General features: G+C 56.3%; 14 protein-coding genes. 8 read left to right on the forward strand and 6 right to left on the reverse strand.

Annotation, left to right across the window (positions count from 1 at the left end; all coding sequences use genetic code 11):
• Nucleotides 1-23: 23 nt before the first annotated feature.
• Both GFS31_RS00545 and GFS31_RS00550 read right to left on the reverse strand, forming a co-directional pair.
• Nucleotides 24-857 (reverse strand): Cof-type HAD-IIB family hydrolase, encoded by an 834-nt coding sequence (locus GFS31_RS00545; RefSeq protein WP_198806388.1) that lies wholly within the window; start codon nt 855-857, stop codon nt 24-26.
• A 211-nt stretch (nt 858-1068) separates the two neighbouring features.
• The gene (locus tag GFS31_RS00550; RefSeq protein ID WP_198806389.1) at nt 1069-1932 is read right to left on the reverse strand and encodes a fructosamine kinase family protein; all 864 of its coding nucleotides are present in this window, start codon (nt 1930-1932) and stop codon (nt 1069-1071) included.
• A gap of 447 nt (nt 1933-2379) precedes the next feature.
• Here GFS31_RS00550 and GFS31_RS00555 point away from each other — a divergent pair, with 447 nt between their 5' ends.
• The 5 genes from GFS31_RS00555 (at nt 2380) to GFS31_RS00575 (ending at nt 6031) form a co-directional block, all read left to right on the forward strand.
• Nucleotides 2380-2844 (forward strand): hypothetical protein, encoded by a 465-nt coding sequence (locus GFS31_RS00555; RefSeq protein WP_198806390.1) that lies wholly within the window; start codon nt 2380-2382, stop codon nt 2842-2844.
• A 442-nt stretch (nt 2845-3286) separates the two neighbouring features.
• Entirely contained in the window at nt 3287-3655 is a 369-nt protein-coding gene (locus GFS31_RS00560; protein ID WP_198806391.1) for a hypothetical protein, read from the forward strand.
• Nucleotides 3656-3835: 180 nt separating this feature from the next.
• Entirely contained in the window at nt 3836-4162 is a 327-nt protein-coding gene (locus tag GFS31_RS00565) for a hypothetical protein (RefSeq protein WP_198806392.1), read from the forward strand.
• Between the two features lie 23 nt (nt 4163-4185).
• The gene (locus GFS31_RS00570) at nt 4186-4569 is read left to right on the forward strand and encodes a hypothetical protein (protein WP_198806393.1); all 384 of its coding nucleotides are present in this window, start codon (nt 4186-4188) and stop codon (nt 4567-4569) included.
• 106 nt (nt 4570-4675) lie between these two features.
• Nucleotides 4676-6031, forward strand: coding sequence for a leucine-rich repeat-containing protein kinase family protein (locus tag GFS31_RS00575; protein ID WP_198806394.1), 1356 nt, complete (start codon nt 4676-4678; stop codon nt 6029-6031).
• Here GFS31_RS00575 and GFS31_RS00580 read toward each other — a convergent pair.
• Nucleotides 6028-6519, reverse strand: a complete 492-nt coding sequence (locus tag GFS31_RS00580; RefSeq protein ID WP_198806395.1) for a Tic20 family protein — start codon at nt 6517-6519, stop codon at nt 6028-6030. The genes GFS31_RS00575 and GFS31_RS00580 overlap by 4 nt on opposite strands.
• A 99-nt stretch (nt 6520-6618) precedes the next feature.
• On the reverse strand, nt 6619-7074 hold the full coding sequence (locus GFS31_RS00585) for a DUF3531 family protein (protein ID WP_198806396.1): 456 nt from the start codon (nt 7072-7074) through the stop codon (nt 6619-6621).
• Nucleotides 7075-7735: 661 nt separating this feature from the next.
• Between GFS31_RS00585 and GFS31_RS00590 the strand changes: the two genes are divergently transcribed.
• Nucleotides 7736-8641 (forward strand): glycosyltransferase family 4 protein, encoded by a 906-nt coding sequence (locus tag GFS31_RS00590; protein WP_198806397.1) that lies wholly within the window; start codon nt 7736-7738, stop codon nt 8639-8641.
• Between the two features lie 25 nt (nt 8642-8666).
• On the opposite strand, the gene GFS31_RS00595 is transcribed toward GFS31_RS00590, so the two are convergent.
• Nucleotides 8667-9323 carry a Uma2 family endonuclease gene (locus GFS31_RS00595; RefSeq protein WP_198806398.1) on the reverse strand — a complete coding sequence of 219 codons (657 nt, stop codon included), beginning with the start codon at nt 9321-9323 and terminating at the stop codon, nt 8667-8669.
• A gap of 179 nt (nt 9324-9502) precedes the next feature.
• On the opposite strand from GFS31_RS00595, the gene lysS reads away from it, so the two are divergent.
• Nucleotides 9503-11059, forward strand: a complete 1557-nt coding sequence (lysS, locus tag GFS31_RS00600; RefSeq protein ID WP_198806399.1) for a lysine--tRNA ligase — start codon at nt 9503-9505, stop codon at nt 11057-11059.
• A gap of 127 nt (nt 11060-11186) precedes the next feature.
• Nucleotides 11187-11774, forward strand: a complete 588-nt coding sequence (locus GFS31_RS00605) for a GNAT family N-acetyltransferase (RefSeq protein WP_198806400.1) — start codon at nt 11187-11189, stop codon at nt 11772-11774.
• A 38-nt stretch (nt 11775-11812) separates the two neighbouring features.
• On the opposite strand, the gene gghA is transcribed toward GFS31_RS00605, so the two are convergent.
• Complete coding sequence (gene gghA / locus GFS31_RS00610; protein ID WP_317135053.1) at nt 11813-14431, reverse strand: glucosylglycerol hydrolase; 2619 nt, start codon at nt 14429-14431, stop codon at nt 11813-11815.
• Between the last annotated feature and the right edge of the window lie 101 nt (nt 14432-14532).

A 14532-nucleotide genomic window follows, 5' to 3' on the forward strand; every position in this document is an offset into this window, starting at 1 on the left:
CAAATAGGGTTTGATGTTGATGACTACAGCAAAAACTGCTCAATAGCCACCGCCACGCCCTCTTCCTCCACGCCAGGAGCCACCCAGTCTGCCGCCTGCTGCACAGGGAGAGGGGCATCTCCCATGGCCACCCCCACCCCGGCATAGCGCAGCATTTCCAGATCGTTGAAGTTGTCGCCCACGGTCATTACCTGTTCGGGCTTGAGGTCGAGCAGGTCTTCGGCCACAAAGCGCACGGCTTCCCCCTTGTTGGCGAGGGGATGGGTGGCCTCCACAAAGTAATCCACCGAGCGGGTGAGGTAGAGATCGGCGCTGGGATAGCGCTGCTCTAGATCCGCCAAAATCTGACCAATCAACGACGTGTTGCCGCTGAGGGCCAGGAGCTTAGTGGTTTCGAGGTGAGTCTGGTGATGCATCAGTGTGGTTAAATCCCCAACGGCTAACGGCTCAACGCCCGACCGTTCGGCATAGGCTTTGGTGTCATCAATGATGGCCCGCACGTGCAGTTGGTCGTCGATATAGAGATGAATGGACAACTCCTGCTGGGTCTCCAGGGGGGCGAGGTAGGCCAGCAAATCGAGGGCCAGGGCACGGGGTAGGGGAGCATGGCGGTGCAGGGTGTCGGTGCGCGGACATTTGATCAAGGCTCCCTGATAGGCCATCAGTGGCAGGGTAGACCCGACGGCCTGGTGAAACCGCAGGGCCGCCTGATACATCCGCCCGGTGGCAATGGCCACAGCAATGCCCCGCCGCTGGGCTTCGCCAATGGCCGCCAACACCCGAGGCGAAATGTCGTTAGATTCCCCCGCTAGGGTGCCGTCAATGTCTAGTACCAGCAGCCGAATATCTTGGGCCATCGTTCCTCTCCCTGCGCCAACGCTACGATAGAGCCTATTATCCCTGGCTTCCGGAGCGTGTGAAGCCTGGAGGGCCTCCGTCCGTCGGGCAATCACCAAAGATCAGCCCATCGCCCAGTTTCCTCAGTCCTCAGATGCATCCTTGGCGTTGGGGAAGATCGACCTAAAAGACCGTTACCACCTTTGTCCTTAGCCCCTTGTTGCATCGATTTCAGCGCAGCAGTTGGTCAATCATGCGGTTGGCCTGGGCTTCGTAGCCGCCGCCAAACAAATTGAAGTGGTTGAGGATGTGGTAGAGGTTGTACAAGGTTTTGCGCTGGGCATAGCCGCCATCCAGGGGGTAGGCCGCTTGGTAGCCCTCATAGAAAGCATTGGGAAAACGGCCAAACAGTTCGGTCATAGCCAAATCGACTTCGCGATCCCCGTAGTAGGTGGCCGGATCGAGGATGACCGGATCACCCTCTGCCGTCACCGCCGCATTGCCCGACCACAAATCGCCATGCACCAGGGCCGGACTGGGCTGATGGCCCGACAGCAACTCAGGTAGCGCAGCGATCAAGTCCTGCTGCTGAGGAAACCGTCCACCCCGCCGCCGAGCTAGGCGAAACTGGTACTCCAGCCGATGTTCGCGATAGAAAGCGAGCCAGCTTGTCGTCCAGGCATTGACCTGGGGCGTGGCTCCGATGGTGTTGTTCTGGTGCCAGCCAAACCCACGAGCACTGGTCACTCGGTGCATAGCCGCCAGATGTTCTCCCATGCGCCGCCAGGAACGTTCGCCAGAATGACCCAAATCCAGCCATTCCAGCACCAAGTAGGCCGAGGATTCAGCCGTACCCCAGCAGATGGGCCGAGGGACACGTATGGTCTGGCTGTCGTACATGTCCTTCAGGCCCAGGGCCTCCGCTTCAAACATGGCGACTTGGGTGGCGCTATTCAGCTTGAGGAAAAACCGCTGGCGACCATCGGTGATTTGATACGCCTGGTTAATACAGCCTCCGCCCACGGATCGACGGTCGGCCAGGGTGAAGGAGGTTCCCGTTTGAGCGCTGATGTGCTGGGCAATGGCAGTCCACATGGTTGATCGTCCATCCAAGTTGCAAAGTTTGGTTAGGCCAGATGCCAACGCCAAGCCCAGACTACATGAAATTCGCCGCCAGAAAACCCCAGCCATGCCACAGGGATTGCTGGGGCTTTTCCGGAAAACTACGGTTCTTCATCAAAATTTTGTAAAGTTTATGTATACATGATTTTATCGTGAAGTTCACTGACATCCTCCGAAATACTAGGAACTCAAGCTGAGCAGGGCGTCTATGGGTAGTTATGCCGTCATGCATTCGGCCAATTTTTGGAAAAATCAGCCGTTAAAAGACGATTTTAGGAACGTTTTACGTTTTCCAGCGTCCTGGCTTAGTTAACCTGCGATTAGAGAGCAGTCAGGATTCCGTACTATCCGTAGAATGACGGAACTCTGTCCTGAAAGGCGGGTCTAGGGGTGAAAATCTGTCGTTTAGGGTTTTCACGCATGAAGCCAATCCAACATGTGATGACTGGATTAGGTGCCGCTGCTCTGAGTATGGTGATGGCTCCCGCCTTCGCCAACACGGCTGTGGAGCAAGTGGGCACCCAATCTGCCACCATCAACGGAGACAATAACCAGGTTATTCAAACGATTAATCAGGTCAATGTGAACCATCCTGGGCTAGGGCAAGGGCTGACCAATAATGCCCGACGAGTTTCAACCTCGACGAGCACCTCTGCCACTGTTCAAGATACATTTCAAGGCGCAACCATTAACGGTTCTGGCAACGTGGTTTACCAAGAATCTACCCAGATTAATCAAGAACTGCGTAATCCACAGCGCCCTGCCCAGGCTCGTCCTGATCGAGGTAACTCTGATGATGATCGGGGTCGCGGGCGCGGCAATAGTCAAAACCAAGGCGGCAACAATCAAAATCAAGGTCGCCGCAATTCTGGAAGCAACAAGTAGAAGCTGGCTTTTTGTCACTTCTCAACTGGATAGTGGTGTTATCCCTTATCCATCTAAACCTAGGCAACGGCCATCATTCCATGGAAAGATTTATCCATGATGGCTGTTAAAACCAGAGGTTTAGGGCTCACTAAGAGCAACAAATAGGAAGTTAACGACCCACAAACTTTCCTCCAAAAAAGATGGATTGACCTCAAAAAACCTGGAACTTTTCAGTTTTTTAATCCGTCTAAAGATATGAACAAGAGAAAACCAATATCACTGAAAAAGAAGCCAAAAACACCTTGAATTTTGCGATTCAGTTGTTGATGGTCATGACAATTCTTGCTTCTGATATCTGTGGTCATTGGGATGGGTGTCTGTGGCCTTTCAGAACCATTTTTTGCTCTTGTTCAGGTTTTCATGATTTCTCATTTCCGTAAACTTTGTTGAGGATTTTCCCATGTTGAAGAACGTATCTATTTTGGGTCTTCTGAGTGCTGCAACCCTGGGTGTGGTGGCCCTTCCCGCCAGCGCCGATACGGCGGTAATTCAGCAGGGCACCCAAGATGTTTTCATTCAAGGCGATGACAACTCGGCGGTGCAACGCTCTCAGCAAATTAACCGGATTGAAGTGAACCGTGAACGGTCTAGCCGGGGAGCTGGGAACACTGGCATTGTGCAGGATATCTATCAAGGCGGCACCATTGTGGGTGATGACAATGAGGCCTACCAAGAAAGCAACCAAATTAATGTGATCCAAGATCGCAGCCGTCCCAGCCAGAGCCAAGGCCGGGGCCGCAGCGGTCGGGTTGAGGTACGTCAGCGCTAATTTCCGGCCAGACGATCACAGCCAGCGCAGACCAGGAATCTTCACCACCGTCAGGCAGGATGCTTCCTCAAGGCGCTAGGGTGTGATCGTCTGATTGATGGCCTTGCCCTGTGGGGTGGGGCCAGATCCATCACTCAGCCCCACCCTTGGGGCGAAGGAGAACCAATGATAACGGTATGTATGAAAGCCGCGATGGTAACGGTACTGCTTCTGGGGGCAACGGCTCCGGCAGCCTTGGCTAATGGCATTTCTATCCAGACGGATCGGGTTCAGGTGCGGGTGAATGACAACGGCGGGGTGCAGATCCGTACCTCGGCGAGTCCTCCGGTTATCTTTAATGCCGATGCTGATCTGCCCGCTGTGCGATCCAATCTACCCGCCTCCCAGTCTTCGGGGGTGCGGTGTGCTGTGCGGTCGCAGAGCAGCCATAGCCAAGTCCAGAGCGTCACGCCTTCAGGCGACCGCATTTATACCGAAAACTACAGCACCATTCGGGTGTGCCAGTAGTGTCTCTTACTTGCCATAGCGCCATGAATAAACCTCAGGTTATGTTGGGGGGTCTGCTGTCCTTGGGGGCCTCTCTGGTTTTCGTTCCATCGGCTTCAGCCCAGTGCGTGGTGGCCGATGTCTCTATCCAAGCGGCGATCCATGGTGGCCCGCCCGCCGAACAGGTGAATGACGTGGTGATTGATACGCCCGATCAGTGCCGAGGCAACACAAGCGTTAGCACCAGCCGCCAAATCCAGGTGGGAGGTACGGGCGAGGTGCGCCAAGTGCGCCAAAGCCGTCACCAAATTCGCAATGGCTCTGCCGAGTCTAACCGTCCGGCAGGCCCTGCGGTGGTTGTCCCTGTGGGAGTACAGGTGGATGTTCACAACGCCGCCGATACTCTGCGTACCCGTTCGCAGCCCTAGCGGATAGCGTCCAAGTCCCCCTTTTTGTGAGGGGGATACAGGATTGCCAGCGAATCTGGCCAAGGGATGGCACACTGGGCACAGTTCTTCCCAGTTTCCTGCATTTATGCACAGCCTCGAACAACTGCGCCAGGGCCAACTAGCGGGTCTCCAACGCCTCAATCTCTCCGCCCAACTCACCACCTTTCCGGCGGAAATCTTTGATTTGGCCGACTCCCTAGAGGTGCTTGATCTATCGCGAAACCAGCTCAGCACCCTGCCGGAGGATCTGCCCCGGCTGCATCGGCTGAAGGTGATTTTTCTCAGCAACAATCAGTTTGAAACCTGGCCAGAGGTGTTGGCCCACTGCCCCCATCTGAGGATGATTGGGCTCAAGTCGAATCGCCTCACCCATCTGCCAGAGCAAGCCTTGCCGCCCCAAACCCGCTGGCTGATCCTGACCGATAACCAGCTCGAAACCCTGCCCGCCGCCATCGGCACGCTGCCACATCTCCAAAAGCTGATGCTGGCCGGAAACCGCCTCACCACCCTGCCCCCAGAACTGGCCCACTGCCGCAACCTAGAGCTGATTCGCCTTGCGGCTAACCAACTGACGGAGTTGCCCCCCTGGTTGTTGACGCTGCCCCGACTGTCTTGGCTAGCCTATGCGGGTAATCCCTTCTGTGCCCACTGGTCTGCCTCCGTGGCCGATAGCCTGCCCATCGCCAACTGGGCCGATCTGGTCAAGGGCGAGGTGCTGGGGCAAGGGGCGTCAGGGGTGATCACCAAGGGACGCTGGAAAACCGATCCTGGCGATCAGGAGGTCGCCATCAAGTTCTTCAAAGGAGACATCACGAGCGACGGCTACCCTGCCGATGAAATCCGAGCTTGCCTTGCAGCAGGCACCCACGACCACCTGATCAGCCCCATCGGCCAAGTGGCCCACCATCCCAAGGGGCAGCAAGGGCTGGTATTTCCGCTGATTCCCGCCAGCTATCGGGTGTTGGGTGGCCCGCCCAGCCTAGAGAGCTGCACCCGCGACACCTATCCCCCCGACCGCACCTTTTCGTTAGCGGTGGCCCTCCGCATCGCCCACAGCCTTGCTGCCGCTGCCCACCATCTCCACCAGCGCGGCCTGCTCCACGGCGATCTGTACCCCCACAACACCCTCTACAACGACGACGGCATGGCCAAACTGGGCGACTTTGGGGCCGCGTCCTTTTACCCTGTGGATGATGTCGCCCTAGGGCAAGCCCTCGAACGTCTGGAAGTTCGCGCCTTTGGATGTGTGCTAGAAGACCTGCTGGATCGATGCCCCATCGCTGAGGATGACTCAGCGGCCTCAGCTACCTACACCGCCCTGCGTCAGCTTCAGCACCACTGCCAAGGGTCTGACCAGCGGCCTCGTTTCAGCGAGATTCTAGACCGCTTGGCCACCCATCTCGCCGAAACAGCGCCCACCCAGCCGCCTGCCTCGCCCTAGCGCACCTGCATGTGGACGGCTTCGGAAATGGTGGGAATTTCGGCATATTCTCCCCGAAAGGTTTGGATGAGGGAATAGCCTACCGAAGCCAACATCCCCAGGAACAGGACGCTGGCAAAGGTTTGCACGAGCAGTCCACCGCTTCCCAACACGGGCTGCAACAGTTGCAGAATGAGGCCACCCACCGCCAGCATAAAACTCAGCAGAATGGCCTGCATGGTGTTAAAGCGGATGAAGCGGCTGATGTTTTCGTTGCGAACCACCAGCAAAATAAGCGCAAAGAAGACGATTAGCCCAAAGAAAGGAATGGATTGCTGGAGCCCCATGTAGGCGTTTAACAGTGGGGCAATGGGCAGCAGCAGCACCTGAATGGCGGGCACTTCCTGCATCACAAATACCCCGTAGGGCAACCCAGCCGTAATCGCCAGGATGTAGGGTAGGGCAGCAAACACTCGGTCGAGAATAGTGGGGGAACTGTTCCAGTTCATGGGGCTTTTCTCCGCTTTAGGGCAGCAGGGTATAGCTTTACCATACCGCAAAGTTTTAGGCTGTTCGGGCTGTTCGGGCTGTTCGGGCAGGTGCAGCGACTAATCGTCTTCGGCATCCACAAATTCTGGGCGGCGGTTGCGCGGAATTGGCCAATCGGGGTTTTCGCCACCAATGTAGCAAGATTCGATCACCACATACTCGCGGCTAAACTGCTCTAGGGCGTTGATCAACACATCTAGGGCCAGGGCGTCGCTGGTGCCGAGGTCAAACCAGCACCGCGCCCACACGCCCTGATACTCCACTTCGCCCATGTTGTGCATCACCGACAGCAGGCTGTTATCCAGTTGGCTTTCGTCGTAGGGCATATAGCTGATATCTAGCCCAGTGTCTTGCACCTGAAGGTTTTCGGCATTGAAGCCGCCCAGCTTGCCCAGGAAAAACCAGGAGGAAAACACCTCGTCAATATACTGCTGCTCTAGACTAGAGGGCACGGTCTCGAACCGCAGCCAGATCCAGACGTTAAAGAAATCACACTCGCGGAATTCAACTCGCATTGCTATGGGGGGCCTGCACAGAGCTAGGATAGGACAGTTCATTCTGACACACCGCCTCCGCCAAACCGACAGCGCCCCAGTTCCGATTTGGCTCAAATCTGGCAGAATATCCACAGAACCAAGCCTAAACTTGAAGCTTCGGTCAAGACATTGCGGCTCCGTCTAGGGTCGTTTCCCAAAGTCGGTATGCTCTAGCCACCCCCTTGCCGAAAACGGTGGGACAGTCGCCCTTGGCTGGGGTCTGTGTGCTTAGGGATCTGTCTTGTTCGCAGCATCCCAGATACGTATCTGCTCTAATGGGCTCTATTACGAGACTTAAACTTCTATGAAAATCACAATCATCGCCATGGAAATTCCCTTTCCTCCCATCCATGGCGGCAGGGTAGACATCTGGAGACGAGTGGTAGCGTTAAGCGATCTAGGGGCCGAAGTACAGCTCGTATGTTGGTGTCCCGAACCACCTTCTGATCAGGATTTATTGGTCATTAAAAGCCATGTGAAACAGTTCTTTCCCATCACGTACAAACGGGGTCTAAGAAGCAAGATCAAGCGAACTATCAATCTCCTAAAGTATCCCCTTCAAGTGACCTCTCGGTTATTAAATAGCCAAGAATGGGACGATCTGCTTCAACAAACAAGGGGATTTTCTCCCGATGTGATCATGGCCGATCACATTCATAGCGGCTTTCTGGCAGAGCAGATGAGCGATACCTTAGCGGTTCCCTTTGTGGTGCGCTCCCACGATATTGAGCATTTGCACTACGGCTATTGGCTTAAGGCTGCTAAGGGCATAAATAAACTCAAGCTTCAGCTCGCAATACTGCATTTGAAAGACTATGAATGGCAACTCCTCTCTAAGTGTGCAGCCTTTTATGATATTTCCGTAGATGACCTCAAGTTTTGGCAAGAGCAAGGCTTTCAAAATGGTCGCTTTCTCGCACCTATCGCCGATATCACAGCCTCTAGCAAAACCGATGAGTCCATTAATGAACCTCCCGCACCAGAACAGGATGTCGTGTTCCTAGGCAACCTACGCACCGAAAATAATGTGGCTGGAGTCCTTTGGTTTTTGCAGTCGGTTTTGCCCCAGCTCAGACAGCAGCGCCCTGATATTAGTGTGTTGATTTCAGGCTCTAATCCTGTACCCAGTGTGGTAGAAGCTTGCGAAGCTGCTCAGGTGAGTTTGCTGCCCAATCCCCCTTCCGCCAGCCGAATTTATCGTTCTGGCAAGGTATTAATTAACCCCATTTCTACCGGAAGTGGCACCAGCATCAAATCGGTAGATATGTTGTGCTTTGGTAAGCCCATTGTCACCCTAGAGAAGGGGCTCTTTGGCTTGCCCCAAGACGCTAGGAAATACTTCAAAGTGGCGACGGATGCCGACTCCTTCTGCCAGCTTATTCTGGAAGGACTGGAAGCAGGCGGAACGAGCGCTGAAGTGCAAGCCGAAATTGATTCCTACTTCGGCTATCCTGTGATTCAAGCGTTTCTAGACGATCTAGATAGCCTTGTTCGCGCCCAAGCCCAAGTTCAAGCCCAACCCCCAGCCACCCTAGCCCCGCGCTAGATCAGAACGCTGGAGTGTACCGCCCTCAGGCTAAGGCTTCCGTTAGCCAGCGGATGAGGGCGGTGTCGTCCTCGGTTTGGGAACGGCTGAGGGCGGCTTCCACCAGATCTAACCGGAGACCGGGCAACACAGCGGACACCTGGATTTGGCGACTGCCGCCCTCGGCCACGGCAAAGGCGATCACCTGCTGTTCTGCTACATTCACCACCCAATACTCGCCAACTCCCAGCCGTTCATAGAGCAAGCGTTTGGCCCCTAGGTCGTCCTTGAAGGAACTCCCGCCAATTTCAATGGCCAGGGTGGGTGGGCCAAAAACATTGACATCAATGGGGGCATTATCCTGGGGCGGCAACCGAAAATTGGGGCCAATGTAGAAGGCCGCGTCGGGCTGACAGCCTCGCTCTCCAGTCTTGTAAAAGCTGCCGTTAATGAATTTGGCCATCCGCAGCCCGTGCCGCATAGCAAACAGGCTGACAACATCCATGACCACTGAATTCTGCCGTGCATGTCCACCGCCTAGGGGAGCCATTTCAAGCCTCATGTAGTTGTTGTCAAAATAGCCCTGGCCCTCGTTGTAGGGAGGTGTTTCTAGGGCGGCTAGGAAGTCTGCCCAGGTGGCTTTCACCCAGGTGTCGGTGGGCGGGGCGGTCGCTTGGGGTGCGGTGGACGTGGAAGGTGCCATAGGGAAAAGTGCCCTTGAGGGTGAGAGAGGCAGAACAGGGGCCGTTAGGAGGGAGAAGAGACGAGGATGATGCCGCTTTTGTCCGGCTCCTCAAGCTCTTTGGGCCTCCTTAGGTGCCTATAATGGGGGTTTGTGGATTCTGATATTCTACCCATCCTGCCCCTTAAGCACTGCCAACCATGTCCTCCGACGCGACCCGTTCTGGCCAAAGCGCCTCCAGCCTCGAAGAAATCCGTGCCGCCCGTCTGCAAAAGGTGGAAGACCTGAAGCAGGTGGGTCAAAATCCCTTTGCCTACCGTTGGGATGTCACCCATCAGACGGCTCAACTCCAGGAAAAGTATGCTGATTTGGCCGCTGGGGAAGAGGTGGCAGACACCGTATCCATTGCCGGACGGATTTTGGCGCGGCGGGTGTTTGGCAAGTTGGCCTTCTTTGGTGTGCAAGACGAATCGGGCACCATCCAGCTTTATCTGGAAAAAGCCACCATCCAGGAGCAGATGGGAGCCGAGGACGAAAAAGCCTTCGACCACCTGAAACAGCTCACCGATGTGGGCGACATCATCGGCGTCACGGGCACCATTAAGCGCACCGATAAAGGCGAGCTTTCCATCAAAGTGCAGCGCTACGCCATGCTGACCAAGGCGCTGCTGCCCCTGCCGGATAAGTGGCACGGGTTAACCGACGTGGCCAAACGCTATCGCCAGCGCTACGTGGATTTGATCGTGAACCCCACCGTGCGCGATACCTTCCGCAAGCGAGCGCTGATTACCACCGGGATTCGCCGCTATTTAGAAGATCGAGGATTTTTGGAAATTGAAACCCCGGTGCTGCAAAGCGAGGCGGGCGGGGCGGAGGCGCGGCCCTTCATCACCTACCACAACACCCTGGAGATGGAGCTGTACCTGCGGATTGCCACGGAACTGCACCTGAAACGGCTGGTGGTGGGCGGCTTTGAGAAGGTGTTTGAAATTGGCCGCATCTTCCGCAACGAGGGCGTTTCCACCCGCCACAACCCCGAATTTACCAGCGTCGAGTTCTACCAAGCCTACGCCGACTACCACGACTTTATGGATCTCACCGAAGACCTAGTCGCCACTTTGGCTAAGGACATCCTCGGCACCACGCAGATCACCTACCAGGGCGTAGACATTGACCTCACCCCGCCCTGGAAGCGGATTTCCATGCATGATCTGGTGCAAGAACACACGGGGCTGGATTTCCATGATTTCACAACCTTGGAGGAAGCCAAGGCGGCGGTGAAACCCCTCAACCTGCACGGGGTCGAGGATTGCGACTCCATCGGCAAGCTGCTGAACGAGGTGTTTGAGCAGAAAATCGAAGAAACCCTGATTCAGCCGACGTTTTTGATCGATCATCCCGTCGAAATTTCCCCCCTCTCCAAGCCCCACCGCAGCAAACCAGGTGTGGTGGAACGCTTCGAGCTATTTGTGGCCGGACGGGAAACCGCCAACGGCTTCTCGGAGTTGACCGACCCCATCGACCAGCGCCACCGCTTTGAGCTGCAAGCCGCCCGCAAAGCCGCCGGGGATGTAGAGGCCACCGGGGTGGATGAAGACTTCCTCACCGCCCTAGAACACGGGATGCCCCCCACCTGCGGCGAAGGCATCGGCATCGACCGTCTGGTAATGCTGCTCACCGATAGCGCCAGCATCCGCGATGTGATTGCCTTCCCGCTACTGAAACCAGAAAAGGAGGAAGATCGCGGGGAAGCATAACGCGGTACAGGGTAGATGTAGGGTGGGTGCAGGGTAATCGCGGCGACTCTACCTCCCCCTGGGCAGGCTGAACGCGGCCTAGGCACCCTACGCCGCCGTAGTGGTCACTGCTTCTAGGAGTATCGTTATGGGTCAGCGATCCGCCACCGTCGCCACCACCGTCACGACTTGGTACTTTGAAATGCTGAGCCCGGAGGCTCTCCGGCCTAAGCGTTTTGATCCCTATGATTTGTCTATTCAGCGGATGGAGGTGCCTTGCCCGGAGTTTGGGCGGTTTCTCTATACTGCTGTGGGTGGGCCGTGGTACTGGTGTGATCGGCTGTCCTGGAGTTACGCCGACTGGCAGCGCCATTTGGAACGGCCAGAGGTGGAAATCTGGACAGCCTGGAGCGAGGGCACCCCAGCGGGCTATGTGGAACTGGAAGATCAGGCTCAGGGCAATGTTGAAATTGCCTACTTTGGCCTGTTGCCACAATTCATTGGCCAGGGGCTAGGCGGCTATTTGTTGACGGTGGGGGTGAGGGAAGCGTGGGGTATGGGCGCAACGCAGCGGGTGTGGGTGCATACCTGTAGTTTGGATGGCCCTGCGGCCTACCGCAACTACGAAGCCCGTGGGTTTGACCTCTACCGCACCGAAACCACCCTTAAGCTTCTGCCGCCTCTGCCGCCCGGCCCCTGGCCCCACAGTGGTGCTCCAGTGCCAGCAAAGGCTTAGCCTAAACAGGTGCAACTAGGCTGCTGACTCCAGGAAAATTATGCCCTGGGAATAAGCAGCAGTCCCTCACCGTCCTTGATCTCAAACCGCTGGAGGGAATCGGGGGCTAAGCCGGGAGTCGATAGGGCCACCTGCCACTCATTGAGGTCGAGCTGGAGCCAGTCGCCCAGGGTGACGGTGACGGGGTCGCCGCCCATGTGGGTGATCAGCACGACCTCCTGGGGAGCGACCTGACTATTGACCTGATCACGGCTCTGACCATGCGCCGGAATGGCCGTGTGCGTGTCACCGTCTTCTGTGGGCTGGGTGCGATGGCCGTAAAACAGGGTGTGGGTGGGTTCGCTGATGCGGTTGAAGCGGTCGCTGCCGCTGAGGTTGTGGCGCAACCAAGGGCGGGCTTGCCTAAACTGACGCAGGGCCAAGGAAAAGGCCGCATGGTTTGAATCAACCCGGTCGGCGGAATGCGTCACGTTGCAACTGTCGTGGCCATCCTCCATAAAGGCCATGGCAAATTGTTTGAGACGGGGTACATCGAGGTTGGCTAGAAAATCTGGTAATTCCGGCTGATTGATGTTTTTCAGGGCAGGAATAGCGCAGGCTTTACCTTCAGCTTCCTGACCTAAACAACCTTGGCACAGTTGGGCCACAGCCTCTAGGTCATAGTCGGTTTCTACCATAGCAATTTGTAGTGCCTTGGCGAAGGATCTTAGGGTTGTGAGGTTGTCGAACCCTAGGGCTTTGAGCTGTGGAAATGTATCGGGCTGATCGTAAAAGTTGGGCTCAATTTCCCAGTCTAAAAATCCCACTTCTTCGGCTGCCACCTTAACGCCGTAGCGGTCGTCGGTGTTGCGGAAAAAGCCCCAGGGTGTTTCCAAGCAGGCGTTGAGAAAATCCATCGGCAGGCCAGGGCTGAAGCCATAGACCCACAGCAAGGTAGCCGGATTGTTGTAGGCTCGATTCAGGGCATTAGGCAGGGTGTCACCGAGGTTCCAGTTAATATCGGCGTTGGGATCAATTTGGTTGCCGCGCCGCACGGTGTCGTGGTTGCCGCAGCCCGTAATCCAGTGGTCGCCCTGGGTAATGACTTCGCAGACACGCCGCCATTTGTAATCCCAAAAACCCTTTAGGGTGGGGGTATTGTGGGCAAAAATTAGCGGCCCCCACTGGAAAGAACCCGGCTTGGCCTCCATTAGTTCGCGGTAGGTAGATTTTTCCTCCCAGCCCTCCTCTGGCCAGGGCCGACCGTCCTCAAAAATAGTGAACATCAGCCGCTGGTAGCCTTCAATCTCCTGCACCACATCGCTCATGGCGATGAGGTACATATCGTCGTGCTCCACCCGTCCGCTGAGGGGATTGAAAAAGCGAAAATCTTGCCCCCCATCGACGCGAATACCGTCTACCCCGGTGTTAATTTTGCGCCGCTGCATTTCTAGCAAAATAGCCCGCACCTGGGGCAGTTGATGGTTCAAGTCTTGGCCGTACATATTTGGCCCTTTGAAAAACTGCTGGGGCAAGAGTTCCAAAGCTTGGTTGTCGGCGTGGCCATAGACCAAATCGTAAATGACCTGAATTGGCCCCTGGGAAAAGTTGTGCAGAGTGGCGATTAAATCCACCATTTCATCGGGGCGCAAACTGCCCAATACAGCGGGATTAGTGGCGGCAGACCCCAAAATCGGCACATCGTAGCCCCAATTTTGGGTATTGGGCTGGCGCAGGGTAACGGTGAGGGTGATGGGTTCAGCATTTTCGGTAGCGTCTTCCGACGGGGCATCTTCGGCATAGCCCAAGCCCACCACGGCAAAAAATTCGTGGTCGAGGTTGGTGTCCTCCCGCCGATATTCAATGGTCGGTTCCACGGGCAGCAACTGCACCGCCTCGTAGCCCACGTAGGCCATTTCCGCCGGGGTGAGGGCTTCCCCCGCCGCCAGTTTGTCGGACAGGGTGCGGTAAATGCGGGTCAAGCCTTCCACAGAACCCTCTGGGCTGGCGGTTTTAACATGGATTTGCAGAATGTTGGTGGGGGGCGGCAGGCGGGGAATAGCCTCCTCCTCTGCATCCGATGATTGGAGGCTCGTTTGCTGAAGGTAGGCCAAATCGGCCCGTTCCCGCTGGATCCGATCCATGTCGTAGAGCTCTGCTGGGGCAAACACACCGTAGGGCAAGGAATAGGCCAGGGGGTCGCGAATGGGATGCTCTCGCCCTTCGGGATCCACGTAGCGCAGCCAGTAGAAGCATCCAGCCTGGTCACGGGTGCCCGGTGTCAGCCCCGCCACCACGGCCCACACGTATTCTCCCTGCTGCATCACCGGGAGGCGTTCGCGCCGAAAGTCTACCGTTTGTTGATCGGCGCGGAAATCAATCGGCTGGAGCGGGGTCAGGATTTCTAATTCCAACGTGCGCTCGGATTGGATGACCTCAGCGGCCAGTTCCGGTGTCCAAAAGCCAAATTCCGTCAGCCCATCGGCCCGGTAGTGCGCCCCCAGTCGGCGGGCATAGGCTTGGCCCTGGTGAAAAATGGTGTCTTCGCTCTCCGCCACCGCATCGGCCCATTCCATTAGTTTTTGGGTTTCCGTCAGTTCGAGGTACACCCCCTGACCGTCGGTTGTCCACTGGGGTACGGGCAAACCGAGGGTAGGCGCAACAGGATTAGGATTCACGGCGGACTCGATAACGATGACAACAAGGGCGATGACAAACCGTGGCAGCAACCGCCAGGAGGTCTTCCATCACCGCCTAGTCTAACCAGCCCCAATAGCCA

Origin of the sequence: Leptolyngbya sp. BL0902, assembly GCF_016403105.1 — a bacterium.
GTDB lineage: Bacteria > Cyanobacteriota > Cyanobacteriia > Phormidesmidales > Phormidesmidaceae > Nodosilinea.